General features: G+C 72.3%; 26 protein-coding genes. 18 read left to right on the forward strand and 8 right to left on the reverse strand.

Annotated features, from left to right (window positions below):
* Positions 1–25: 25 nt before the first annotated feature.
* The 6 genes from ACFXB5_RS41940 to ACFXB5_RS41965 all read left to right on the forward strand — a co-directional run bounded on the left by ACFXB5_RS41940 (position 26) and on the right by ACFXB5_RS41965 (position 5,622).
* Positions 26–730, forward strand: coding sequence for an asparaginase domain-containing protein (locus ACFXB5_RS41940; RefSeq protein WP_385218778.1), 705 nt, complete (start codon positions 26–28; stop codon positions 728–730).
* Positions 723–1,601 (forward strand): polysaccharide deacetylase, encoded by an 879-nt coding sequence (locus ACFXB5_RS41945; protein WP_385218739.1) that lies wholly within the window; start codon positions 723–725, stop codon positions 1,599–1,601. The genes ACFXB5_RS41940 and ACFXB5_RS41945 overlap by 8 nt, the downstream gene beginning before the upstream one ends.
* Before the next feature lie 173 nt (positions 1,602–1,774).
* Positions 1,775–3,103 (forward strand): MFS transporter, encoded by a 1,329-nt coding sequence (locus tag ACFXB5_RS41950; protein ID WP_385218740.1) that lies wholly within the window; start codon positions 1,775–1,777, stop codon positions 3,101–3,103.
* A gap of 21 nt (positions 3,104–3,124) precedes the next feature.
* Positions 3,125–3,907: an SDR family NAD(P)-dependent oxidoreductase gene (locus ACFXB5_RS41955; protein WP_385218742.1), complete on the forward strand. Its 783-nt coding sequence runs from the start codon at positions 3,125–3,127 to the stop codon at positions 3,905–3,907.
* Between the two features lie 13 nt (positions 3,908–3,920).
* Positions 3,921–4,658 carry an SDR family NAD(P)-dependent oxidoreductase gene (locus ACFXB5_RS41960; RefSeq protein ID WP_385218744.1) on the forward strand — a complete coding sequence of 246 codons (738 nt, stop codon included), beginning with the start codon at positions 3,921–3,923 and terminating at the stop codon, positions 4,656–4,658.
* Between the two features lie 130 nt (positions 4,659–4,788).
* On the forward strand, positions 4,789–5,622 hold the full coding sequence (locus tag ACFXB5_RS41965; protein ID WP_385218746.1) for a hypothetical protein: 834 nt from the start codon (positions 4,789–4,791) through the stop codon (positions 5,620–5,622).
* Here the strand turns inward: ACFXB5_RS41965 and ybaK are convergent.
* From ybaK to ACFXB5_RS41980, 3 genes are read right to left on the reverse strand one after another with little or no spacing between them, the layout of a single operon-like run.
* Complete coding sequence (gene ybaK / locus ACFXB5_RS41970) at positions 5,511–6,008, reverse strand: Cys-tRNA(Pro) deacylase (protein ID WP_201853371.1); 498 nt, start codon at positions 6,006–6,008, stop codon at positions 5,511–5,513. The two genes, ACFXB5_RS41965 and ybaK, sit on opposite strands and share 112 nt — an antisense overlap.
* An 11-nt stretch (positions 6,009–6,019) precedes the next feature.
* A complete protein-coding gene (locus ACFXB5_RS41975) occupies positions 6,020–6,760 on the reverse strand; it encodes an LON peptidase substrate-binding domain-containing protein (protein ID WP_385218748.1) in 741 nt (246 codons plus the stop codon).
* 55 nt (positions 6,761–6,815) lie between these two features.
* Complete coding sequence (locus tag ACFXB5_RS41980) at positions 6,816–8,411, reverse strand: oxidoreductase (RefSeq protein WP_385218750.1); 1,596 nt, start codon at positions 8,409–8,411, stop codon at positions 6,816–6,818.
* 156 nt (positions 8,412–8,567) lie between these two features.
* Between ACFXB5_RS41980 and hisD the strand changes: the two genes are divergently transcribed.
* The 8 genes from hisD (at position 8,568) to hisF (ending at position 14,538) form a co-directional block, all read left to right on the forward strand.
* Complete coding sequence (gene hisD / locus ACFXB5_RS41985) at positions 8,568–9,893, forward strand: histidinol dehydrogenase (protein WP_385218752.1); 1,326 nt, start codon at positions 8,568–8,570, stop codon at positions 9,891–9,893.
* Complete coding sequence (locus ACFXB5_RS41990; protein WP_385218754.1) at positions 9,890–11,008, forward strand: histidinol-phosphate transaminase; 1,119 nt, start codon at positions 9,890–9,892, stop codon at positions 11,006–11,008. The genes hisD and ACFXB5_RS41990 overlap by 4 nt, the downstream gene beginning before the upstream one ends.
* The gene (gene hisB, locus ACFXB5_RS41995) at positions 11,005–11,598 is read left to right on the forward strand and encodes an imidazoleglycerol-phosphate dehydratase HisB (protein ID WP_014059975.1); all 594 of its coding nucleotides are present in this window, start codon (positions 11,005–11,007) and stop codon (positions 11,596–11,598) included. Before ACFXB5_RS41990 ends, hisB begins: the two co-directional genes overlap by 4 nt.
* Before the next feature lie 180 nt (positions 11,599–11,778).
* Positions 11,779–11,943, forward strand: coding sequence for a hypothetical protein (locus ACFXB5_RS42000; RefSeq protein WP_037948925.1), 165 nt, complete (start codon positions 11,779–11,781; stop codon positions 11,941–11,943).
* Positions 11,934–12,578, forward strand: coding sequence for an imidazole glycerol phosphate synthase subunit HisH (gene hisH / locus ACFXB5_RS42005; protein ID WP_385218756.1), 645 nt, complete (start codon positions 11,934–11,936; stop codon positions 12,576–12,578). The genes ACFXB5_RS42000 and hisH overlap by 10 nt, the downstream gene beginning before the upstream one ends.
* 54 nt (positions 12,579–12,632) lie before the next feature.
* Positions 12,633–13,364 (forward strand): bifunctional 1-(5-phosphoribosyl)-5-((5-phosphoribosylamino)methylideneamino)imidazole-4-carboxamide isomerase/phosphoribosylanthranilate isomerase PriA, encoded by a 732-nt coding sequence (priA, locus tag ACFXB5_RS42010; RefSeq protein WP_385218758.1) that lies wholly within the window; start codon positions 12,633–12,635, stop codon positions 13,362–13,364.
* The gene (locus ACFXB5_RS42015; RefSeq protein WP_385218760.1) at positions 13,361–13,771 is read left to right on the forward strand and encodes a Rid family hydrolase; all 411 of its coding nucleotides are present in this window, start codon (positions 13,361–13,363) and stop codon (positions 13,769–13,771) included. The genes priA and ACFXB5_RS42015 overlap by 4 nt, the downstream gene beginning before the upstream one ends.
* Positions 13,768–14,538, forward strand: coding sequence for an imidazole glycerol phosphate synthase subunit HisF (gene hisF, locus ACFXB5_RS42020; RefSeq protein WP_385218762.1), 771 nt, complete (start codon positions 13,768–13,770; stop codon positions 14,536–14,538). Before ACFXB5_RS42015 ends, hisF begins: the two co-directional genes overlap by 4 nt.
* A 187-nt stretch (positions 14,539–14,725) precedes the next feature.
* On the opposite strand, the gene ACFXB5_RS42025 is transcribed toward hisF, so the two are convergent.
* The 3 genes from ACFXB5_RS42025 to ACFXB5_RS42035 form a co-directional block, all read right to left on the reverse strand.
* Positions 14,726–15,817, reverse strand: a complete 1,092-nt coding sequence (locus ACFXB5_RS42025; RefSeq protein WP_385218763.1) for a CU044_5270 family protein — start codon at positions 15,815–15,817, stop codon at positions 14,726–14,728.
* Positions 15,814–16,470, reverse strand: coding sequence for an RNA polymerase sigma factor (locus ACFXB5_RS42030; protein ID WP_385218765.1), 657 nt, complete (start codon positions 16,468–16,470; stop codon positions 15,814–15,816). The genes ACFXB5_RS42025 and ACFXB5_RS42030 overlap by 4 nt, the downstream gene beginning before the upstream one ends.
* A 105-nt stretch (positions 16,471–16,575) precedes the next feature.
* Entirely contained in the window at positions 16,576–16,941 is a 366-nt protein-coding gene (locus ACFXB5_RS42035; RefSeq protein ID WP_385218767.1) for a MerR family transcriptional regulator, read from the reverse strand.
* A gap of 64 nt (positions 16,942–17,005) precedes the next feature.
* Between ACFXB5_RS42035 and ACFXB5_RS42040 the strand changes: the two genes are divergently transcribed.
* Positions 17,006–18,106, forward strand: a complete 1,101-nt coding sequence (locus tag ACFXB5_RS42040) for an alkene reductase (RefSeq protein ID WP_385218769.1) — start codon at positions 17,006–17,008, stop codon at positions 18,104–18,106.
* A gap of 2 nt (positions 18,107–18,108) precedes the next feature.
* Here ACFXB5_RS42040 and ACFXB5_RS42045 read toward each other — a convergent pair whose 3' ends face one another.
* Positions 18,109–18,579: an OsmC family protein gene (locus ACFXB5_RS42045; RefSeq protein ID WP_385218771.1), complete on the reverse strand. Its 471-nt coding sequence runs from the start codon at positions 18,577–18,579 to the stop codon at positions 18,109–18,111.
* A 182-nt stretch (positions 18,580–18,761) separates the two neighbouring features.
* On the opposite strand from ACFXB5_RS42045, the gene ACFXB5_RS42050 reads away from it, so the two are divergent.
* The 3 genes from ACFXB5_RS42050 to ACFXB5_RS42060 all read left to right on the forward strand — a co-directional run bounded on the left by ACFXB5_RS42050 (position 18,762) and on the right by ACFXB5_RS42060 (position 21,518).
* A complete protein-coding gene (locus ACFXB5_RS42050; RefSeq protein ID WP_385218780.1) occupies positions 18,762–19,496 on the forward strand; it encodes an SDR family oxidoreductase in 735 nt (244 codons plus the stop codon).
* Between the two features lie 57 nt (positions 19,497–19,553).
* Entirely contained in the window at positions 19,554–20,426 is an 873-nt protein-coding gene (locus tag ACFXB5_RS42055; RefSeq protein ID WP_385218773.1) for a polysaccharide deacetylase family protein, read from the forward strand.
* Positions 20,427–20,687: 261 nt separating this feature from the next.
* The gene (locus ACFXB5_RS42060) at positions 20,688–21,518 is read left to right on the forward strand and encodes an endo alpha-1,4 polygalactosaminidase (RefSeq protein WP_385218775.1); all 831 of its coding nucleotides are present in this window, start codon (positions 20,688–20,690) and stop codon (positions 21,516–21,518) included.
* Positions 21,519–21,625: 107 nt separating this feature from the next.
* Here ACFXB5_RS42060 and ACFXB5_RS42065 read toward each other — a convergent pair whose 3' ends face one another.
* Positions 21,626–22,258 carry a TIGR03085 family metal-binding protein gene (locus ACFXB5_RS42065; protein WP_385218776.1) on the reverse strand — a complete coding sequence of 211 codons (633 nt, stop codon included), beginning with the start codon at positions 22,256–22,258 and terminating at the stop codon, positions 21,626–21,628.
* Positions 22,259–22,463 lie beyond the last annotated feature (205 nt).

Genomic DNA, 22,463 nt, shown 5'->3' on the forward strand with positions numbered 1-22,463 from the left:
TTCGCCGGGCCCGGGGGGCGGGGTGGTGCCCGGGGGGCCGCGGCGGCGGGGCCCGCCCCGGGGGGGCCCGGCCCCCCCCTTGGGGGGGCCCGGGCGGGGGGCGGCCCCCCCCATCGCCGCCCGCGACCTGGGGGTGCTGGTCTGTTTCGACGGCCAGGTCTACCCCGCCCGTGGCACCCGTAAGGCGCACACCACGGCGCCCGCCGCGTTCGCGGCACCCGACGGCGGCCCGCTGGGGCGGGTCGGCGACGGCGAGGTGCGGATCTCGGCGGTGCCGGTGCGCCCCAAGCCGCTGGACCTCGGCGCCTTCCGTCCCGATGGGATCCGCGTCGACATCGTGGCCTGCTACCCCGGATGCGATATCCGGGCGCTGCGCGCGGTGGCCGACGCGGGCGCCCGCGGGGTGGTGCTCGAAGCCACCGGGGCGGGCAACGCCAACCCGGAGGTCGCCGCGGAGGTCGCCCGGCTCACCGCGTCCGGCGTCGTCGTCGCCCTGTCCACCCGAGTGCACGCGGGCCCCGTGGCCGCGCTCTACGGAAACGGCGGCGGCGCGGATCTGGTGCGGGCCGGGGCCGTCCCCACCGGAACCCTGCGCCCCTCCCAGGCGCGGGTCCTGCTCATCGCCCTGCTCGGCGCCTACGGCGATCCGGAGCGGGTGCGGGCCGAATTCAACGATTCGCTGGATTCACTGCATTCACTGGATTCATTGGAGAGGAACACCCATGGCTAAAGAGATCTTCGTGGCGTTCGGCGTCGATGTGGACGCGGTGGCCGGCTGGCTGGGCTCCTACGGCGGCGAGGACTCGCCCTGTGACATCTCCCGCGGGCTGTTCGCCGGGGAGGTCGGGGTGCCACGGCTGCTCCGGCTGTTCGAGCGGAAGGAGCTGCGCACCACCTGGTTCATCCCCGGCCACTCCCTGGAGACCTTCCCCGATCAGACCCGTCAGGTGGTCGGCGCGGGCCATGAGGTCGGCGCCCACGGCTACTCGCACGAGAACCCGATCGCGATGACCCGGGCCCAGGAGAGCGCCATCCTGGACCGCAGCATCGATCTGATCGAGAAGGTCTCCGGGCGCCGCCCGACCGGCTATGTCGCCCCCTGGTGGGAGTTCTCGCCGGTGACCAACGAGCTGCTGATCGAGCGCGGTATCACCTACGACCACTCGCTGATGCACAACGACTTCACGCCCTATTACGTCCGGGTGGGCGACAGCTGGACGAAGATCGACTACTCGCGCCCGGCCGAGGAGTGGATGAAACCGCTGGTGCGCGGTCAGGAGACCGGACTGGTCGAGATCCCAGCCAACTGGTACCTCGACGATCTGCCGCCCATGATGTTCGTCAAGGCCAGCGCCAACAGCCACGGTTTCGTCTCCCCGCGCGAACTGGAGCAGACCTGGCGCGACCAGTTCGACTGGGTGTACCGGGAGATGGACTACGCGGCCTTCACCATGACGATCCACCCCGATGTCTCCGGCAGGCCCCAGACGCTGCTGATGCTGGAGCGGCTCATCGAATACATCGGCGGCCACGAGGGCGTGCGCTGGTCGACCTTCGACGACATCGCCACCGACTTCAAGGCTCGTTTCCCCCGCGCCTGATCAACCCGTTCTCCGTCCCGCCCCCAGCGCGGTCATCCCGTGCGTGGCGCGGCCCTTTCCCGGGCGACAGGCTTCATGCCGCCGGGCCCCGGCCCCACCCCCGGCCGAAGCATCTCCGTTCCCCTCGCCGCGACGGCGCGGCGATCCCCCGCTTCCGACAAGGGGCACCCGCCATGACCACAGTCTCCTCCGACCCCACCGCGCCCACCCGCAGACTGCCGCGCATCGGGGTGCGTCCCACCCGTAAGGCGACGGCCATCGCGTTCTTCGCATGGGTCTTCGCCGTCTACGACTACATCCTCTTCGGCACCCTGCTGCCGGAGATCTCCGACCGCTTCGGCTGGAGCGAGGAACGAGCGGCGTTCGTCTCCACCCTGATCTCCGCCGGAACGGCCATCGTGGTCCTCGGGGTCGGCCCGCTCGTCGACCGGCTCGGCCGCCGTAAGGGCATGATCCTCACGGTCTCGGGCACCGCTCTGGCGTCGGCCGCCTCGGCCGGAACCGTGAACGCCGGGTATCTGGTCGGTGTCCGCTCCCTGGGCGGCATCGGGCTGTCCGAACAGTCCGTCAACACCACCTACCTCAACGAGATCTACGCCGTCACCGAGGACGAGGCGATCAAGAAGCGCCGCGGCTTCGTCTACAGCCTGGTGCAGGCCGGCTGGCCGACCGGCACGCTCGTGGCCGCGGCGTTCGTCGCCGTGTTCCTGCCGCTCGTCGGCTGGCGTGGCTGCTTCCTGCTGGCCACTTTCCCGGCCATCGTCATCGCCCTGCTGCGCCGGGGACTGCCGGAGACCCCGCAGTTCGAGCTCCAGCAGCGGCTGCGTCGGCTGCACCGGGAGGGCAAGACGGGCGAGGCACGGCGGGTCGCCGCGGAGTACGGCGTGGACGAGACGCCCTCCGCACCGCTGCTGGAGATCTTCCGCGGCAGCGCCCGGCGCAACACCCTGGTGCTCAGCTTCGCCTGGCTGGTCAACTGGTTCGGCATCCAGACCTTCAGCGTCCTGGGCACCACGGTGCTCACCAAGGCCAAGGGCGTCAGCTTCGCCAACTCCCTGGTGCTCTTCATCATCATCAACGCCGTGGCCTTCGCCGGATATCTCTTCCACGGCTGGGCCGGTGACCGCTTCGGACGCCGGAATGTGATCGCCTGCGGCTGGATCCTCTCGGGCGTGCTCTTCGCCCTCATGCTGACCGTCGCCCACGGCACCGTCGCCGTGGTGGTGCTCTACTCCCTGGGGATGTTCTTCCTGGTCGGCCCGTACGCCGCGATGCTCTTCTACATGGGCGAGTGCTACGACACCCGCTGCCGGGCCACCGGCACCTCGTTCATCAACGCGTTCAGCCAGCCAGGGGCCATCGCCGCCGGGGCGATCGCCACCGCGATGCTCGCCTCCGGCGCCCACTGGGATCGCACCGCGCTGCTCGTCGGGGCGGTCGGCACCTTTCTGTCCGGCTTCGTGATGTTCGCCGCCCGGCGCGTCGACACCGTCGAAGCCTGAAACCATCGGGAGAAAACCACAGTGGCAAGGACCGACCATCCCACGGACCGGCGCGTCGCCGTCATCACCGGGGCGGCCAGCGGCATCGGCCGCGCGCTCGCCGTGGAGTACGCCCGCCATGGGGTGCGCACCGTCATCGGCAGCTACCCCGGCGACCCCCACGACCCCACCGAGACCGAGCGCCTGGTGAAGGCGGCGGGCGGGGAGTGCACGCGGTGCGAGGTCGATGTGCGCGACCCCGCTCAGGTCGAGGCGTTCGCCGAACACGCCCTTACGGCCTTCGGCCGCCTGGACATCGCCGTGGCCAACGCCGGGGTGCTGCGCCGGGCACCGCTCGATCAGCTCACCGACGACGCCTGGGACGACATGCTCTCCGTCGACCTCACCGGGGTGCTGCGCACCCTGCGCTCCGCCGCGCGGCGGATGGACGGACCGGGCGCGATGGTGGCGGTGTCCTCCATCGCGGGCGGGGTCTACGGCTGGGACGACCATGCCCACTACGCCGCCGCGAAGGCCGGCGTGCTCGGGCTGTGCCGCAGTCTCGCGGTCGAACTCGCCCCGCGGGGCATCCGCGTCAACTCCGTCATTCCGGGGCTCATCGAAACCCCCCAGTCCTCCGACCCCGTCAACTCGCTCGGTCCCGAGGGGCTCTCCCGTGCCGCCGGGGACATCCCCTGGGGGCGGGTCGGGAGGCCCGGGGAGATCGCGTCCGCGATCGCCTATCTGACCTCGGACGGCGCCTCGTACATCACCGGTCAGAGCCTGGTCGTCGACGGCGGCCTCACCGTGAGGATGCCGGCATGAGGAGGGAGTGCTGATGGGTGCGCTGGACGGACGGACCGCGTTCATCACCGGCGGGGCCAGCGGGATCGGCCGCGCTGTCGTCGAGGCCTACGCGGCCGAAGGGGCCCGGGTGGTGGTGGCCGACCGCGACGGGGAGCGGGCGAGGGCCGTGGCCGAGCGGACCGGCGCCGCGGGGCACACGGCGGTGGACGTGAGCGATCCGGCCGCCGTGGAGGCGGTGATGTCGGCCGCGGTCGAGGAGTTCGGCGGGATCGACATCCTCGTCAACGCCGCGGGCATCCTCACGGAGGCGCCGCTGATGGAGATGGACCCGCGGATGTGGTCCGAGACCCTCGCGGTCGATCTGACAGGCGTCTTCCTCTGCTGCCGCTACGCGGTCCCCCAGATGGCGGAACGGGGCTGGGGAAGGGTCATCAACATCGCCTCGCAGCTCGGCATCAAGGGTGGCCGGTCGCTGTCCCACTACGCGGCCGCCAAGGCCGGGGTCATCGGGCTGACCAAGTCGCTGGCCCTGGAGGTCGCGGAGCGGGGCGTCCTGGTGAACGCCATCGCGCCGGGGCCGATCGACACCCCGCTGGTCGCCGGGATCACCCCGGAGTGGAAGGCGGCCAAACAGGCCGAACTGCCACTGGGGCGGTTCGGCCGGCCCGAGGAGGTCGCTCCGACCGCCGTGCTGCTCGCCAGCGACCCCGGCGGCAATCTGTACGTCGGCCAGACCCTCGGCCCCAACAGCGGCGATGTGATGCCGTAGCCGCGTCGGCGTCGGCCGCGGCCCTGTCCTCCCCGCGTCGGGCGCGGACCGGGGACTCGGCGGGCCGGGCCCGGACGTGTACGGCTCGGGGCGACAGAAGCGGGAACGGCAGAAGAAGGAAGGTGGCGGGATGTGCGGGGCCTGCGGTGAGCGGGGCGCGTTCGACTGGGCGCGGCCCTGGGTCAGCGGGGTCGCCGCCCGCCGGGCGGTGGCCGCCGCGGTCGGCGCGGTGGACCGGCCCGGAGTGCGGGTGGTGGTCGGGAGCGGCGGCTGGCTGGTGACCGGACCCACCGGAGCGACCAGAGCCTGTACGGGGCTGGTCGCCCTGGTGGCTGCCGTACGGCACTGGGCCCCCGGAGCGGAACCGGCATCTCCGGACCGCGCGCGGCCGTCCGGGCCGCTGTCCGTGCCCGGGGAGGAGGACCGGCGCCGGGGCGTGGTGCTGCGCGTCGCCCCGGGTGGGGCCCGCCGCGCCGACGCCGCGTTGGAGGCGCCCGGGGCAGTGGCGGTGGTGGACTCCGGGGCCACGGCCCGCGCCGTCATCGCCGCGCTCGCCTCGCCCCGCTGGTCTCCCCGCCGCTATCTGGAGCGGGTGGAGGGCGTGGCGGACGCCTGGGCCCGTCCCGCGCCCGCCCTGTGGCCACCGCCGACCGGTCCGGACCCCTGCGCCCTGGCCGCCGACACCCTGGTCCGGCTGGAGTGGATCCGGCAGAGCGGCCGGCTGGACGGGGACGCGCTCGCCGTCCGGGGACCGCTCGGTCCCGCCGCCGGGTACGACGTGGAGATCCGCGACGGGCACGTGGTGCGGGCCCGCACCTGGCGCGCGAGCCATGAGCCGGCCCGCCGTGAGAGCTACGAGCGGGCGATCGGTGCCACCACCGCGGCCGTCAGTGACGCCAGGTCCTTGGGTGACAGTTCGACCTCCAGCCCGCGGCGGCCCGCCGAGACACAGATCGTCTCGTAGCCGTCGGCCGACGCGTCCAGGGCCGTCGGGAGGCGCTTGCGCTGGCCGAGTGGGGAGATGCCGCCCCGTACATAGCCCGTGGTGCGCTCGGCCACCGCCGGGTCCGCCATCGTGGCGCGCTTGCCGCCGACCGCCGAGGCGAGCGCCTTGAGGTCGAGCGTGGCCGAGACGGGCACGATGGCGACCGTAAGGCGGTCATCGACGCTCGCGACGAGGGTCTTGAAGACCCGTTCCGGTTCGACGCCGAGCGCCTGGGCGGCCTCCTCGCCGTAGGACGGGGCCGCCGGGTCGTGCTCATAGGAGTGCACGGTGAAGTCCGTGCCCGCGGCGGTCAGGGCGGTGGTGGCGGGGGTGCCCGCCGAGTTCTTCTTGGTCTTCTTCGGCATGTTCGTCCGCGTCAGTTGGGGCTGGTGGGACCGCGGGTCAGATCGACGGCAGGGAGCGACGGGAGCTTACCGATGACCGCGCTCTCGGCGCGAAGGAGTTTCAGCTCGTCGGCCAGCCGGCTCGCGGTGTCCGGGGCCTGCAGCAGCCGCTGCTTCGCGGGCGTGTCGAGCACGGCCGCGGCCGCCACCAGGTACGAGAGGACGGACGGCTCGCCCGGCAGGTCCTGCTCGGCCGCCAGGGTCCGCTCCCGGGCGCCCGCGAGCCGCTTCTGGTACATGCGGAAGGCCCGTACCACCCCCGAGGCCAGCGCCCCGGCGCCCTCGCCCTGTTCCTCCTCCAGCTCCTTGACCTCGGCCGTCAGATATGGGCCGGAGGAGTCCACGGAGACCAGCTCGAAGCGGGTGGTGCCGGTGGCCAGCACCTCGAAGGTGCCGTCCTCCTGCTCCCGGATGGTGGCCGCGTCCGCCACGCACCCCACGGAGTAGAAGGACTTGGCGGGGTCCGGGCCGAACCCGGCCGTGGGGCCGGGGTCCGGCGTCTTGAGGGAGTCCGGGAGGCCGATCGCGCTCGGGGCGACCTCATGGCCGTCCCTGATCGTGATCACCCCGAACCGGCGCGGCGCGTCCTCGGGGAGCGCCGACAGATCGCGCATCAGGGAGCGATACCGCTGCTCGAAGACGTTCAGGGGCATGACGAGCCCCGGGAACAGCACCGTGTTCAGCGGGAAGAGCGGAAGGCGCGCGGAGGTCACGGGGCGTAAGCCTAATGGCCCCGCGCGTTCCCTTTCACCGGCGCCGGAGCAGCGGTCACTGGCGCCGCAGCAGTCGGGACGCGCCGGCGGCGACCGCGGTGGCCAGCACCCAGCCCAGAAGGATCATGATGATGGAGGCCCATTGGACGGCGCCCTCGGGTTTCCAGTAGCCGTCCATGCCCAGATCGATGACCGGGATCAGCAGATCGAGCGTGTACAGCGAGGCGTTCCAGTTCGGCGATTCATCGGGCTTCAGCGCCTCCGGCCGGTTGTGGGCGAAGAACACCGAGCCGACCGCCCACAGCACCGCCATCCACACCGCCGCCCGGCCCGGACGGTAGCCGTAGGCCACCGTCCAGTCCTGGAGATAGCCCCACACCTTCCCGGCGAGCGGCAGCGTCTCCCGGCGGCGCCGCTGCTTGGCGAGCTGCACCTCGCGCGCGTCGGCGTCCTCGCCGCTGGCCCGCATCGTGTTGGCCAGCATCTCGTACGGCTCGGGCGCGTACTCGGGCGTGGCGGCGGCCACCCACTCCAGCCGCCGGGCCAGCGGGAAGTGGCCGCGCGGGATCAGGCACTCATAGCTGAACCCGGCCATGGTCAGCCCGCCGGGGCTCGGCCAGCTCACCGACTTGTCGACAAGGTTGACCACCCGGGCGCCGGAGAGGATCACCCGTCCGCGCTGCGGCCGCTCCCCGAGGAAGCGCAGTTCGGGCGTCTGGACCCGGCGCAGCGACAGCTCCTGGTCGTTCTCCATGATGAAGCGGGCCTGATCGAGGTCGATCGCGTCGCCGATCCGCCCGTCGTCCAGCCGGATCCCGCCCTCGCACTCGAAGCGCTGGATCCGGGTGCCGCGGGTGGGGGTGGAGGCGGTGCCGTACGGCGGGGTGGAGCCGCTGGAGTACGTGCTCACTCCGCCCGCGGTGAGGTACAGGCTGCGCTCCACGGTCAGCTGCGGCGCGTTCAGCGCGCGGCGGCCGTAAGGGTTGCGCAGCCGGCTGCCGCGCAGGCTGAGCGACACGCCGATCTGCGCCCCGCGCAGGCTCAGCTCGCCGTACGACTCGATCATGTCGGCCTGGAAGTCCTGGGCGACGGTCAGCCCGTCGGCGCTGATCGACATGCCCCGGCGGTCACGGCGCACAATGAGCTGGTTGAGCAGTAAATCGGTGCCGATATGGGCGTCGGTGAGCCGGATGCCGTGCTCGACCACACAGCGCGGCAGATGCAGATCGCCCTCGGTGCGCAGCCGGGCCGCCTCCAGCCGGGGGAGGGAGCAGCCCACCAGGCGCAGGGTGGTGAACTGCGCCTCGGGGACCAGCACCTCCCGCTCGAAGCGGCAGTTCTTGAGCTCCACATAGGGCTCGATGTGTCCGCCGGCCAGATCGAGCGTGCCGGTGATGTGCACCCCGTTGAGCTTGAGCGCCGAGACCCGGCCCGGCTGCGCGGGCGGCCCGTCCAGCAGCAGGAGGGCCACGACACGCGCGCGGACACTGCGCTCCGGGCCCCAGGCGTACGGGCCGGAGGGGTCGTTCCGCTGGGGGTGGGAGGTGCGCAGATCATGGGTGCTGCCATTGCGGAACGCCTGCCACATGCCCCATTCGGCGGTGGTCAGATCGAGGCCCGGGGGTGGATCGCCATCGTGCGGCTCGGTCACAGCCGTGTCCCCTCCTGATTCTCCGTGTCCCCGTACGGAGCACATTCCCGCTGAGTAACCGGTTGAACGCCAACGGTCAGGGTCAACTTAGGGGGTCCGTATCACTGACTGATACGGGGGGAGGGGCCTCGTGGCGGGTCTGAGACAATTGATCGCGTGATCTCCCGTATCGATCTGCGCGGCGCCGCCTTCCCTGAAGGCGGGATCGACCGCGACCTGCTGCCCCGTGCCGAGCTCGACGTCGAGGCCGCCCTGGAGAAGGTGCGGCCCATCTGCGACGACGTGCGCCATCGCGGAACCGCCGCGCTGATCGACTACGCCCAGCGGTTCGACGGCGTGACCATAGAGCGGGTGCGGGTCCCCGCGGAGGCGCTGGAGAGCGCCCTCGCCGAGCTGGACCCGGCCGTGCGGGCCGCCCTGGAGGAGTCCATCCGGCGGGCCCGGCTGGTCCACCGCGACCAGCGGCGCACCGACCACACCACCCAGGTGGTGCCGGGCGGCACGGTCACCGAGCGCTGGGTGCCGGTCGAGCGCGTCGGGCTGTACGTACCGGGCGGGCGCTCGGTCTACCCCTCGTCCGTGGTGATGAACGTGGTGCCCGCGCAGGAGGCCGGGGTCGTCTCGATGGCCGTCGCCTCCCCGCCGCAGGCGGACTTCGGCGGGCTGCCGCACCCCACGATCCTCGCGGCGTGCGCGCTGCTGGGCGTGGACGAGGTGTACGCGGCGGGCGGCGCCCAGGCGGTCGCCATGTTCGCCTACGGCACCGAGGACTGCCGTCCGGTCTCGATGGTGACCGGGCCGGGCAATATCTGGGTCGCCGCGGCCAAGCGGCTGCTCAAGGGCCGGATCGGCATCGACGCCGAGGCCGGGCCCACCGAGATCGCCGTCCTCGCCGACGCCACCGCCGACCCGGTGCATGTCGCCGCGGACCTGATCAGCCAGGCCGAGCACGATCCGCTGGCCGCGTCCGTGCTGGTCACCGACTCCGAGGAGCTGGCGGCCGCGGTCGAGAAGGAGCTCGAGGTCCAGGTGGGGGCCACCAAGCACGTCGCGGACCGGATCGGTCCGGCGCTGGCCGGGCGGCAGTCCGGCATCGTGCTGGTCGACGGTCTGGAGCAGGGCCTGGCCGTCGTGGACGCGTACGCGGCCGAGCACCTGGAGATCCAGACCGAGGACGCGGCGGCCGTCGCGGCCCGGGTGCGCAACGCCGGGGCGATCTTCGTCGGGGCCTACGCCCCGGTGTCGCTCGGCGACTACGCGGCGGGCTCCAACCATGTGCTGCCCACCGGCGGTTGCGCCTGTCACTCCTCGGGACTGTCCGTGCAGTCGTTCCTGCGCGGCATCCATGTGGTGGACTACACCCGGGACGCGCTGGCCGAGATCGCCGGCCATGTGGTGACGCTGGCCGAGGCGGAGGATCTGCCCGCCCACGGCGCCGCGGTGAAGGCAAGGTTCGACTGGAAGGTGCCACCGAGCAAGTGACCGGCATTGACGATCTCCCGATCCGGGACGAGCTCCGTGGCAAATCCCCGTACGGCGCTCCGCAGCTGGATGTGCCCGTACGGCTGAACACCAACGAGAACCCCTATCCGCTGCCCGAGCCGCTGGTCGCCCGGATCGCCGAGCGGGTCGCCGAGGCGGCCCGGAACCTCAACCGCTACCCGGACCGGGACGCGGTGGAGCTGCGCACCGGGCTGGCCCGCTACCTCAGCCGTACGGCCGGTCTCGAGGTCGGCGTCGCCCAGGTCTGGGCGGCCAACGGGTCCAACGAGGTGCTCCAGCAGCTGCTGCAGACCTTCGGCGGCCCGGGGCGCACCGCGATCGGCTTCGAGCCCTCGTACTCGATGCACGCGCTGATCTCCCGTGGCACCGGCACCGGCTGGATTTCCGGTCCCCGGAACGCCGATTTCACCATCGATGTCGATGCCGCCCGTAAGGCCATCGCCGAGCAGCGCCCCGATGTCGTCTTCATCACCTCGCCCAACAATCCGACGGGGACGGCGGTCGGCGCCGAGACGGTGCTGGCGCTGCACGACGCGGCACAGGACGCCAGGGCGGACGCCGCCGGGGCGCTCGTCGTCGTGGACGAGGCGTACGGGGAGTTCAGCCACCGTCCGTCGCTGCTGCCGCTGATCGAGGGGCGGCCGCGGCTGGTGCTCTCGCGGACCATGTCCAAGGCGTTCGGCGCGGCCGGGCTGCGGCTCGGCTACCTCGCCGCCGACCCGGCGGTCGTCGACGCCGTCCAGCTGGTCCGCCTGCCGTACCACCTGTCCGCCATCACCCAGGCCACCGCGCTGGCCGCCCTCGAGCACACCGATACGCTGCTGGGGTACGTCGAGGCGCTCAAGGCCGAGCGCGACCGGCTGGTGAGCGAGCTGCGCACCATCGGCTGCCAGGTGACCGACTCCGACGCCAACTTCGTCCAGTTCGGCCGCTTCGAGGACGCCCACGCGGCGTGGCAGGGCCTGCTGGACCGGGGCGTCCTGGTCCGGGACAACGGTGTACCGGGATGGCTGCGGGTGACCGCGGGGACCCCGGCCGAGAACGACGCGTTCCTCGACGCGGTACGCGAGCTGATGAAGGAGAAGAGCGCATGACCCGCGTGGGACGTGTGGAGCGCACGACCAAGGAGACCTCGGTCGTCGTCGAGATCGACCTCGACGGCACCGGCCAGGTCGATGTGTCGACCGGGGTCGGCTTCTACGACCACATGCTCGACCAGCTCGGCCGCCACGGCCTCTTCGACCTCACGGTCAAGACCGAGGGCGACCTGCACATCGACACCCACCACACCATCGAGGACACCGCCCTCGCGCTGGGCGCCGCCTTCAAGCAGGCGCTCGGCGACAAGGTGGGCATCTACCGCTTCGGCAACTGCACGGTGCCGCTGGACGAGTCGCTGGCCCAGGTGACGGTCGACCTCTCCGGCCGCCCGTACCTGGTGCACACCGAGCCGGAGAACATCGCGCCGATGATCGGCACCTACGACACCACGATGACCCGGCACATCCTGGAGTCCTTCGTGGCCCAGGCGCAGATCGCCCTGCATGTCCACGTGCCCTACGGGCGCAACGCCCACCACATCGTGGAGTGCCAGTTCAAGGCCCTGGCGCGGGCCCTGCGCTACGCCAGTGAGCGCGACCCCCGCGCCGCCGGGATCCTCCCCTCCACGAAGGGCGCCCTGTAACTGTGAGCGTCGCACGCGCGGCCGCCGGGCCGCAGACGACATTCGACCCGCGCTTTCGCCGTGCGGGCGGAGAAGTGAACGAGGTAGCCCTGTGAGCGTCGCGCGCGCGGCCGCCGGGCCGCAGACGACATTCGACCCGCGCTTTCGCCGTGCGGGCGGAGAAGTGAACGAGGTAGCTTCGTGAACGGCCTGTCGACCGTGTTCATCCTCGTGGGACTGTTTCTGCTCGGCGGGGTCATCTCCTTCGTCAAGCAGGGCATGTCCAAGAGCATCATCACGCTGCTCGGGATCGGCGCCACGATGGCGCTGCTCGCCGGCGTCCTGCGGCTCGAGGTATGGAATTGAGCAACAAGAGCGTCGTTGTCCTCGACTACGGATTCGGCAACGTCCGGTCCGCCGAGCGGGCCCTCGCCCATGTCGGCGCGCAGGTCGAGATCACCCGTGACTACGACAAGGCCATGGCCGCCGACGGTCTGCTCGTCCCCGGTGTCGGTGCCTTCGCCGCCTGTATGAAGGGGCTGCGCGCGGCGCGCGGCGACTGGATCGTGGGGCGTCGGCTGTCCGGCGGCCGCCCGGTCATGGGCATCTGCGTCGGCATGCAGATCCTCTTCGGGCGCGGTATCGAGCACGGCGTCGAGGCCGAGGGCCTGGACGAGTGGCCCGGCACGGTCGAGCCGCTGCGCGCCCCCATCGTCCCCCACATGGGGTGGAATACGGTCAAGGCACCCGGGGACTCCCAGCTCTTCGCGGGCCTGGACGAGGGCGAGCGGTACTACTTCGTCCACTCCTACGCGGTCCGCACCTGGGAGCTCGAGGTCACCAACCCGCATCTCACCGCTCCCAGGGTCACCTGGTCCATCCATGGCGAGCCGTTCGTCGCCGCCGTCGAGAACGGCCCGCTGTGGGCCACCCAGTTCCACCCCGAGAAGTCGGGCGACGTTGGGGCGCGGCTGCTCCGCAACTGGCTCGACACGCTCTGACCGGCCCCCGCGCCAGCTCTCAAGGCCCGCACCCTCTCACCGAAGGTTGTCCGCATGCGCACGAACCGCCTCGAACTCCTCCCCGCCGTCGATGTCCGCGACGGCCAGGCCGTCCGCCTCGTCCACGGCGAGTCCGGCTCCGAGACGTCGTACGGTGACCCGATGGAGGCCGCCCTGGCCTGGCAGCGGGCGGGCGCCGAGTGGCTGCATCTGGTGGACCTCGACGCCGCCTTCGGCACCGGGGACAACCGCGCGCAGATCGCCGAGGTGGCCCGTGCCATGGACCTCAAGGTCGAGCTGTCCGGCGGGATCCGGGACGACGCCTCGCTGGCCGCCGCCCTGGCCACCGGCTGCACCCGGGTGAACCTCGGCACGGCCGCCCTGGAGTCCCCCGAGTGGGTCGCCAAGGTCATCGCCGAGCACGGCGACCTCATCGCCGTGGGCCTCGATGTGCGCGGCACCACGCTGCGCGGCCGCGGCTGGACCCGGGACGGCGGCGATCTGTACGAGACGCTGGCCCGCCTCGACTCCGAGGGCTGCGCCCGCTACGTCGTCACCGACATCGCCAAGGACGGCACCCTCCAGGGCCCCAACCTGGAGCTGCTGCGCAATGTCTGCGCCGCGACCGACCGCCCCGTCGTCGCCTCCGGCGGCGTTTCCTCGCTTGACGACCTGCGTGCCCTTGCGACCCTGGTACCGGAAGGTGTCGAGGGCGCCATCGTGGGCAAGGCGCTCTACGCCAAGGCATTCACCTTGGAAGAGGCGTTGGAGGCGGTGGCCGTATGACCTCACCCGAGTTCGGGCGACGGGTCCAGACCGAGAGTCCCTGGGAACAGACCATCGGGTTCGCCCGCGCCGTCGAGGCCGGTGACCTGGTGCTCGTCGCCGGGACGATGCCGCTCGCGGAGCGCGGCGTCCTGGAGGGCGAGGGGGATCCGTACGAGCAGACGCTCGCGGCCTTCGGCCATGCGCTGGACGCGCTGAGGAAGTTCGACCTCGGCGTCGAATCGGTGATCCGCACCCGTATGTACCTCACCCACGCCCGTGACGTGGACGCGGTGGGCCGCGCCCACAAGGAGCTCTTCGACGCCGTGCGCCCCGTCGCGACGCTGGTCGTGGTGTCCGGCTTCGTCGACTCGCGCGTCCTGGTGGAAGTCGAACTGGAAGCATTCCGAGGAGCACGACAGTCATGACCCTGGCGGTCCGAGTCATCCCCTGCCTGGACGTGGACAACGGCCGGGTCGTCAAGGGCGTCAACTTCCAGAATCTGCGCGACGCGGGCGACCCGGTCGAGATGGCCAAGATCTACGGCGAGGAGGGCGCGGACGAGCTCACCTTTCTCGACATCACCGCCTCCTCCGGCGACCGCGAGACCACCTACGACGTGGTCCGCCGCACCGCCGAGCAGGTCTTCATCCCGCTCACGGTCGGCGGCGGCGTCCGCACCCCGGAGGACGTCGACAAGCTGCTGCGCGCCGGGGCGGACAAGGTCGGCGTCAACACCGCCGCCATCGCCCGCCCCGAGCTGATCCGCGAGATCGCCGAGCGCTTCGGCAGCCAGGTGCTCGTCCTCTCGGTCGACGCCCGCCGCTGCGGGGAGGGCACGGTCACCCCGTCCGGCTACGAGGTCACCACCCACGGCGGCCGCCGCGGCGCCGGCATCGACGCCGTCGAATGGGCCCACCGCGCGGCGGAGCTGGGCGCCGGGGAGATCCTGCTGAACTCCATGGACGCGGACGGCACCAAGGACGGCTACGACACGGCCATGATCGAGGCCGTCCGCAAGCACGTGACCATCCCGGTGGTCGCCAGCGGCGGCGCCGGCAAGGCGGCCGACTTCGCGCCGGCCATCGCCGCGGGGGCCGACGCGGTGCTCGCGGCCTCCGTCTTCCACTTCGGCGATCTGCGGATCGGCCAGGTGAAGGACGCGCTACGGGACGCGGGGCACCCGGTCCGCTGAGGCGCCGGCGCGGCGCCCAGGGGGTGGGGGTCCGGCGGACTGTGACGCCTGCGGCGGGCTGTCTGTTCCCCTCCCCGCCCCTTCCCGCCACCTGACGATCTGCGGCTCCGCCGCGTGCGGGGCTGTGCCCCCGACCCCCCGGGCCGGGGGGGGGGGGCGCGGATCTATGCCGCGGGCGCGCCTGGTATCAGTTCGCGGCGGAGCCCGGCCGCTGGCGGTACGCGTCGACGATGCCGCGCTTCAGGACGGCCCTCTCCGACAGGACGTCGCCCTTCTTGCCCGCCCCGGCGTCCTTCGTCCGGTAGCTGTGCTCACCGAGGTAGGCGAGGCTGTCCCGGTCGAAGACCCACTCGGTGGCGCTCGAGCCCCGCTCGTCGGTGCGGACGATGCCCACCCCGTGCCGGCCCGCCGCGTCCACCGCGTCCTCGTGCCGGGTCACCCCGGGGATCTTCGCGGCGGCCTTGTACAGGGCGGCGGCGTTCTCCGGCGGCATCACCGTCTCGCCCAGCAGGGAGCCGATCTGGTCGAAGACGGCCTGCGCCTTCTCCTGGCCCTCGTCCGCGTCGGTCATCCGGTAGAGCTCCTTGAGCAGGACGTCCGGGTCGGTCGGCAGGGACGCCAGCCACTGGTAGGTGGGACGGTTGATGCCCGCCGGAGACCCTCCCAGTTCGCGCAGCGGGAAGTAGCTCCCGCCCTCGTGGATCTCGCCGATCTTGGTGATCCGCTTCACCCGCTGCGACAGCCAGACCTCCCGCTCGCCCCGCGGCTCCAGCTCGGAGGAGCCGTCGTCCTTCAGCTCGGCACCCCGCCCCACGCTCTGGACGTAGACGAACTGGTCCTGTCGCACCGGCTTGACGTCCGACTTCGCCGCGGTTCCGGCGATCCGGTCGAGCAGGACGGTGGCGGTCTCGCGGGGGTGGGCGCCATCGCCGGAGCCGCCGCCCGAGGTCAGGGTGACGGCCAGCGCCCCGGCGAGCGCCAGGGCCGCGGCGGGCATCAGCAGCGCCGGGCGCGGCAGCCGCCGCCGGACCTTCCGGGCGGGCGCGGGGGTGCGGTTCTGGTCGTCATCGATGTGCTGCATCAACCGGTCCTTGTGGTGGAGGTACGGAGCGGAGGGCACGTCCCGTTCGGCCGGGACGGGAGGAAGCAGCCGGGCGAGCTCCTCGCACGCGGTGTCCTCGTACGCGTCGTACGCGGCGTCCTCGCGCGCGGTGTCCTCGTACGCGGCGTCCTCGCGCTCGCGCTCGGGCCGGGCGGGCCCGGAGCCGACGGCGTTCATCGGGGGTCCTCCTGAAACTCCTGAAAGGGCAGGGCCGCGAACGCGGCCTCACGCTGTACCTCTCCGCGCCGGTGCGGCGGTTCCTTCTTTTCTTCCGCGCGCCTTTCTTCCGCGAGCCGCTGATCGGCGAGCTTGCGCAGCCGGGCGCGGGCCCGGGACAGCCTCGAGCGCACCGTTCCCACCGGGATGCCCATGGCCTCGGCCGCCTGCGCGTAGTCCAGACCGGACCAGACGCACAGCGCCAGCACCTCCTGCTCCCCGCGCCGCAGCCGGCCGAACACCGTGCGCACGGCGGCGAGTCGGCGGGCGTCGTCGATCCGGGCCGCCGTCTCGTCGGCGAAGTCCGCCATCGGGGCGGGGGCCGGGCGGCGGGCCAGGAAGGCCAGGCGGCGGCCGATGCCGCGGTTGGCGTTGCGGGCCTTGTTCGTCGCCACGCCCAGCAGCCACGGTTTCAGCGTGCCGTCGCCCGGCTCCAGTTGCTCCCGGGTCCGCCAGGCGTCGAGGAACGTATCGCCCATCACCTCCTCGGCGACCGACCAGTCGCCGGTCAGCCGGAAAGCATGGTTGTAGACCATGCGCGCGTAACTCTCGTAGAGCTCCGCGAATGCCTCGCGGTCACCCGCCCGTATCCGCGCTCGCAGGCCATCACTCATCTCGTTCACACCTCACACCCGTGCCTCTCCGCACGGCGGAGGTGGTTCCCGTGACCCGCGCCACACATGGGGCGCGGGCGCTCACGGGGTGTCCGGCGCGTCCGGCTACTCGGCCGGGACCGACGCCGCCTCGATCACCTCGTCCAGGACCTCACGGGAGCGGAGCAGGTCCGCGATCATGCGGTCGATGCGCTTCCGCTCCACCGTCAGGTCGGAGACCAGCTGCCCGTTGGCCGTCCGCGACGGGCCGCCGTCCGAGTCGCGCATGCAGGGGAGCAGCTGGGCGATCTTCTCGCTGCACAGCCCCGCGGCGAACAGCTCCTGGATGCGGATGACGCGGTCCACCGCGCCCTCCCCGTACTCGCGGTGGCCGCCCGGGGTGCGCTCGGCCGTCATCAGGTCCTGCTTCTCGTAGTAGCGCAGCGAGCGTTCGCTGACGCCGGTGCGCCGCGCCAGTTCGCCGATCCGCATTCCTCACCTCGCCTGCCGGTCCGGGCTTGAATCTGACATCAATGGCAAGTTCTACCGTACCCGCATGACGCACACACCCGAGATACCCAGCCTCTTCGAACCCGCCCGACTCGGCCCTCTCGACCTCCCCAACCGCCTGGTCATGGCGCCGATGACGCGCAACCGCGCCGCCGCCGACGGCGTGCCCCTGCCGATCATGGCCACCTACTACGCCCAGCGCGCCACCGCCGGGCTGATCGTCGCCGAGGCCGCCACGCCCAACGCGGTGGGGCAGACCTACCCCGACATCGCCGCGATCCACAACGCGGCGCAGGTGGCCGGATGGCGGCGGGTGACCGACGCGGTGCACGCGGCGGGTGGCCGGATGTTCCTCCAGCTGCAGCACGGCGGCCGGGTCGGCCACCCGGACACCAGCGGGCTGATGCCGGTGGCGCCCTCGCCGGTGCCGCTCCCGGAGACGATCTTCACCCCGAACGGCCATCAGCAGGCCGTCGTACCGCGCGAGATGACGCGCGAGGAGATCCGTTCCACCGTCGCCGACTTCGCCGCCGCCGCGCGCAACGCCCGGGGCGCGGGCTTCGCCGGAGTGGAGGTGCACGCCGCCAACGGCTACCTCCTCCACCAGTTCCTGGCCCAGGGCACCAACCGCCGCACCGACGCCTACGGCGGCTCGGTGGCCGGGCGCGTCCGGTTCGTGGCCGAGGCGGTCCACGCCGTCGCCGACGCGATCGGCCCCGAGCGGGTGGGCCTGCGCATCTCGCCCGGATCCACCGTCAACGGCATCGAGGAGGGCGACACCGAGGGCCTCTACCCCGCGCTCGTCAAGGAGCTCGCGGACACCGGCCTCGCCTATCTGCACATCGTCCGCGCCCGGCCGGACCAGCCGCTCTTCCGGGAGCTCCGCGCCTCCTGGCCGGCCACGCTGATCGCCAACCCGTCACTGCCCGGAGACGGCGTCCCCGCCGACGGCGGTATGCGCCAGGCCGGGGCGCTGCTGGCTGAGGGCGCCGACCTGATCGCCCTCGGCCGCACCTTCCTGGCCAACCCCGACCTGGTGACCCGCCTGCGCACCGGCGCCCCGCTCAACCCCATCCGGGACGCCTATCTGATGTACGTGGGCGGCGAGACCGGCTACACGGACTACCCCACGCTGACGGCGGCCTGAGCTCAGCCGACTCGGACGGCCGGCTCGTGGCGGACGGGGAAGTTGACCGAGTTCGCGATGAAGCACGTCTGATGGGCGTCCCCGTGCGCCGAACGCGCCCGCTCCAGCATCGCCTCGTCCGCGACGGTGACCACCGGGTTGAGCACCACCTCGGTGAAGTGCCCGCCGAGCCCGGCCGTCTCCTCCATGACCCCGGTGGCGACGTCCTCGTACGCCGTGACCGTCACCCCGTCCCGGGCGCATACGGAGAGGTAGCTCAGCATGTGGCACTGCGAGAGCGCGGCCAGCAGGAACTCCTCCGGATTCCAGCACTCCGGATCCCCCAGGAACGCGGGATCGGCACTGCCCCGCAGGGTCGGCTTCCCCTCGCCGAGGATGTCGTGCGACCGCCCGTAGTTCCGGTAACCACTCGTCCCCGAACCGGTGTTACCGGTCCACCGGACGGTGGCGCGGTAGGTGTGCTGTCGGCCCATCGTCTGTGCACTCCCCTCGTGTCCGAGCGGTGCCGGAACTGGCTCCCGCCCACATGCCGTGCTGACTGGGAGTGTCGCACCCAGGAGGAGCCCGTCCTGGTACGGGGGTTCTGACCTGCGCAGACTCGGTGGGGTCAGAACAGAGCGGCACCAGGACGGAAAGGGATACCGCCATGAACGCCATGACCGGGACCGGCAAGGTCGTGCTCATCACCGGGGCCAGCAGCGGGATCGGGGCGGCGACCGCGCGCCGGCTCGCCGCCGAGGGGCACCGGGTCTATCTGGGGGCGCGGCGGACCGAGCGGCTGGGGGAGCTGGCCGGGGAGATCACCGCCGAGGGCGGCAGCGCGGCGTACCAGCGGCTGGACGTCACCGCGGCCGATGACATGCGGGCCTTCGTGACGGCCGCCCGGGAGCGGTTCGGGCGGGTGGATGTGATGGTCAACAACGCCGGGGTGATGCCCCTTTCGCCGCTCGAGGCGCTGAAGGTCGACGAGTGGGACCGGATGCTCGATGTGAATGTGCGCGGTGTGCTGTACGGCATCGCCGCGGCCCTGCCGGTGATGCGGGAGCAGGGCGGCGGGCATGTCGTGAACATCGCCTCGGTCGGCGCGTACGAGGTGTCGCCCACCGCCGCGGTGTACTGCGCCACCAAGTTCGCCGTACGCGCCATCTCGGAGGGGCTGCGCCAGGAGTCGGCCGGTGACATCCGGGTGAGCCTGGTCTCCCCGGGCGTGACCGAGTCCGAGCTCGCCGAGTCCATCTCCGATCCGAGCGCCCATGAGGCCATGAAGACCTACCGCTCGGTGGCCATCCCCGCCTCCGCGATCGCCGACGCCATCGCGTACGCCATCGGACAGCCGCCCGAGGTCGACGTCAACGAGATCGTGGTGCGTCCGGCCGCGAGCGCTCAGTAGGGGCGGGCGGGCGGAAAACCGGTAGGGCGATCGGTGACGGCGGCTCACACTGTGGGCATGGACGGAGCCACGTCGAGTCAGCTGCTGGGGTTCCCGCCCGATGCGCGGGTGCTCATCGTCAACTGCGACGACCTCGGCATGCACGAGTCGGTCAATGTCGCCGTCATCGACGCGATCGAGGAGGGGATCGCGAGCTCCTGCAGTCTGATGGTGCCGTGCCCGGGGGCGTCGCAGGCCCTGCGGATGCTGCGCGCGCGGCCGGACATCCCGTTCGGCATCCACCTCACGCTCGTCCGCGACGCGGACCACCTCCGGTGGGGGCCGCTGAGCGCGCAGGGGACGGTGGCGTCGCTGCTGGACGAGCGGGGCGAGCTGTTCACCGCCGACCGGCGGAAGGAACTGCTCGCGCGGGCGCGCCCCGAGGAGGTCGAGCGGGAGTTCCGGGCCCAGATCGAGGCCGTGGCCGACGCGGGACTGACGCCGACTCATCTGGACTGGCACTGTCTGGCCGACGGCGGCCACGAGGACGTCTTCGAGGTGACCGTGGCGCTGGCGGGGGAGTACGGACTGGCGGTGCGGGTCTGGCTCGACGGCGGCCGCCGGACGGCGCGCGGGCGGGGGCTGCCGGTCACCGACCATGACTTCCTGGACAGCTTCGCCCTCGACATCGACGGTAAGGCGGCCCGCTACGCCGAGCTGCTGCGCGCTCTTCCGCCCGGGCTCAGCGAGTGGGCGGTCCACCCCGGGCTGGACGACGCCCGGTCGCGGGCCGCCGAGCCCGGCGGCGGATGGCGGGTGCGCCACGGCGACCACGCGTTCCTGACGTCGGCGCGGGCCCGCGAACTGCTGGCGGAGGAGGGCGTTGAGGTGATCGACTACCGGCCGCTCCAGCGGATCTGGTCCGGGGGGCGCCGACGTGACGCCATCTGATCCATGGGGCTGCTGACTTGATGCCATCCGGTCCAGGGGAACGGCCCACGTGTTGCCATCCGGTTCAGCCGGACGGCCGACTTGACGCCGTTGCCGGGGCCCGCTTTGATCGCAGCAGCCGCACGGTGTACTTGCCCCGTGCCGCGCAAGAGGTGCGCCCAGCCGGTAGGGACCCGGTGCCGGTCCCGAGCCCGGACACAGTCGCCAGGACGGCGGATGCCATCCGAGGCGGGGACGCTACCCGCGAGTGTTGGAGCTTTCATGCCAGCCAGCCATGCCGCACGCCTTCGTCGCCGCTGGGCCCTCGCGTCGGTGGTGACGGCCGCCGCCGCGGCGGCCGCCGTCGTGACCGTGTCCATGTCCTCGGGAGCCAGCGCGTCCGAAGTGGCGCTGCCGCCCGTCCACGGTGGCTTCGACTACCAGATCGGCGGGGCGTACACCCCGCCGAAGGGTGTCGACATCGTCAGCCGCGACCGCGGGGACTCCCCGGCGAACGGGCTGTACAACATCTGCTACGTCAACGCCTTCCAGGTCCAGCCGGGCGAGCGCGACCAGTGGCCGGACGACCTGCTGCTGCGCGACCGCAACGGCGATCTCGTCATCGACACCAAGTGGAAGGAACCGCTGCTCGACCTCCGTACCGCCGGGAAGCGCGAGCGCGTGGCGGACAAGGTCGACGGGTGGATCGACGGCTGCGCCAACAAGGGGTTCGACGCCGTCGAGCCCGACAACTACGACAGCTACGAACGCTCCAAGAAGCTGCTGACCACCGCTCACGCCAAGGCGTTCATGGCCCTGCTGTCGGAGCACGCCCACGCCCAGGGGATGGCCATCGCACAGAAGAACACCGCGGAGCTCCTCCCCGACCGGGAGGCGGCCGGGCTGGACTTCGCCGTGGTCGAGGAGTGCGGCGAGTACGACGAGTGCGGCGAGTTCGCCAAGGCGTACGACGACCATGTGGTGGTGGTCGAGTACGGCGACGAGGGCTTCGCCAAGGCGTGCGAGGGCTGGGGCGACCGGCTCAGCGTCGTCCGGCGGGACGAGGGCGTCTCGCCCGCGGGCGAGGACGGCTACGTCCGCGAGACCTGTTAGGGGAATCCCTCGTATCGTCCCCGTCCGCCCGGCGCGGGCGGGGACGCGTCGCGTTCGGCGTTCGGCTGGCGGCGGCGGGTGGCGTTCGGGGGGTGGCGGGGGTCGGCTCAGATGCCCAGCTTGGCCTCGTGCGCCGCGGCCACGGCCTCCTTGTCGCCCTCCAGCTCGACCCGGGCGGAATCCTGGCGGCCGGTGAGGAAGAGCGCCAGCTCGCCCGGTTCGGCAGTGACCGTGACGACCGGGGTGCCGCGGCGGGCCACCGCCGTACGGCCGTCCGGGCGGCGCAGCACCAGGCCGACGGGGGAGCGGCGGCCGAAGATCCGGGCGCCGCGCTCGATGCGGGACCACAGCGTGTCGGCGAAGACCGGGTCCAGCTCGCGCGGTGTCCAGTCCGGCTGGGCGCGGCGCACATCCTCGGCGTGGACGTAGAACTCGAAGCTGTTGGCCGCCTCGTCCACCTGCTTCAGCGCGAACGGCGACATCCGCGGCGGACCGGTGCGGAACAGCTGGATCAGCTCTTCGTACGGCCGCGCCGCGAACTCCTCCTGCACCCGGGCCAGCCGCCCGGCCAGCGGCTTGACCAGCACCCCGGCGGCCGCGTCGGGGCGCCGCTCGCGGACCACCAGATGGGCCGCCAGATCGCGGGTGCTCCAGCCCTCGCACAGCGTCGGGGCCCCGGGGCCCGCGCCGTCCAAGAGGTCGGCGAGGAGCAGGCGTTCGCGCTTCGCGTGAGTGGACATGCGTCCACCCTACGACCGGGGCCCGCCCGCTGCCATGAGGAGCGCCCCCGCGCGCCCCGGCGGGGCGGCTCCGCCCGCGCTACGGGGCGTCCGGCCGGTGGCAGGGGCTTCGCCCCCGGACCCCGGGGTCTGGGGCGGAGCCCCTGCCGGGGTCTGGGGCGGAGCCCCGCACGCGGCGGAGCCGCATATCGTCAGGTGTCGGGAA

The organism is Streptomyces sp. NPDC059455 (assembly GCF_042750115.1).
In the GTDB taxonomy this organism is placed as follows: Bacteria; Actinomycetota; Actinomycetes; order Streptomycetales; family Streptomycetaceae; genus Streptomyces; species Streptomyces endocoffeicus.

What these genes read in the sequence shown, in the direction of transcription:
- ACFXB5_RS41945 (WP_385218739.1), top strand. Translation starts at nt 723, where the DNA reads ATGGCTAAAGAGATCTTCGTGGCGTTCGGCGTCGATGTGGACGCGGTG.
- ACFXB5_RS41950 (WP_385218740.1), top strand. Translation starts at nt 1,775, where the DNA reads ATGACCACAGTCTCCTCCGACCCCACCGCGCCCACCCGCAGACTGCCG.
- ACFXB5_RS41960 (WP_385218744.1), top strand. Translation starts at nt 3,921, where the DNA reads ATGGGTGCGCTGGACGGACGGACCGCGTTCATCACCGGCGGGGCCAGC.
- ACFXB5_RS41965 (WP_385218746.1), top strand. Translation starts at nt 4,789, where the DNA reads ATGTGCGGGGCCTGCGGTGAGCGGGGCGCGTTCGACTGGGCGCGGCCC.
- ybaK (WP_201853371.1), bottom strand. Translation starts at nt 6,008, where the DNA reads ATGCCGAAGAAGACCAAGAAGAACTCGGCGGGCACCCCCGCCACCACC.
- hisB (WP_014059975.1), top strand. Translation starts at nt 11,005, where the DNA reads ATGACCCGCGTGGGACGTGTGGAGCGCACGACCAAGGAGACCTCGGTC.
- hisH (WP_385218756.1), top strand. Translation starts at nt 11,934, where the DNA reads ATGGAATTGAGCAACAAGAGCGTCGTTGTCCTCGACTACGGATTCGGC.
- priA (WP_385218758.1), top strand. Translation starts at nt 12,633, where the DNA reads ATGCGCACGAACCGCCTCGAACTCCTCCCCGCCGTCGATGTCCGCGAC.
- ACFXB5_RS42015 (WP_385218760.1), top strand. Translation starts at nt 13,361, where the DNA reads ATGACCTCACCCGAGTTCGGGCGACGGGTCCAGACCGAGAGTCCCTGG.
- hisF (WP_385218762.1), top strand. Translation starts at nt 13,768, where the DNA reads ATGACCCTGGCGGTCCGAGTCATCCCCTGCCTGGACGTGGACAACGGC.
- ACFXB5_RS42025 (WP_385218763.1), bottom strand. Translation starts at nt 15,817, where the DNA reads ATGAACGCCGTCGGCTCCGGGCCCGCCCGGCCCGAGCGCGAGCGCGAG.
- ACFXB5_RS42030 (WP_385218765.1), bottom strand. Translation starts at nt 16,470, where the DNA reads ATGAGTGATGGCCTGCGAGCGCGGATACGGGCGGGTGACCGCGAGGCA.
- ACFXB5_RS42035 (WP_385218767.1), bottom strand. Translation starts at nt 16,941, where the DNA reads ATGCGGATCGGCGAACTGGCGCGGCGCACCGGCGTCAGCGAACGCTCG.
- ACFXB5_RS42040 (WP_385218769.1), top strand. Translation starts at nt 17,006, where the DNA reads ATGACGCACACACCCGAGATACCCAGCCTCTTCGAACCCGCCCGACTC.
- ACFXB5_RS42045 (WP_385218771.1), bottom strand. Translation starts at nt 18,579, where the DNA reads ATGGGCCGACAGCACACCTACCGCGCCACCGTCCGGTGGACCGGTAAC.
- ACFXB5_RS42050 (WP_385218780.1), top strand. Translation starts at nt 18,762, where the DNA reads ATGACCGGGACCGGCAAGGTCGTGCTCATCACCGGGGCCAGCAGCGGG.
- ACFXB5_RS42055 (WP_385218773.1), top strand. Translation starts at nt 19,554, where the DNA reads ATGGACGGAGCCACGTCGAGTCAGCTGCTGGGGTTCCCGCCCGATGCG.
- ACFXB5_RS42060 (WP_385218775.1), top strand. Translation starts at nt 20,688, where the DNA reads ATGCCAGCCAGCCATGCCGCACGCCTTCGTCGCCGCTGGGCCCTCGCG.
- ACFXB5_RS42065 (WP_385218776.1), bottom strand. Translation starts at nt 22,258, where the DNA reads ATGTCCACTCACGCGAAGCGCGAACGCCTGCTCCTCGCCGACCTCTTG.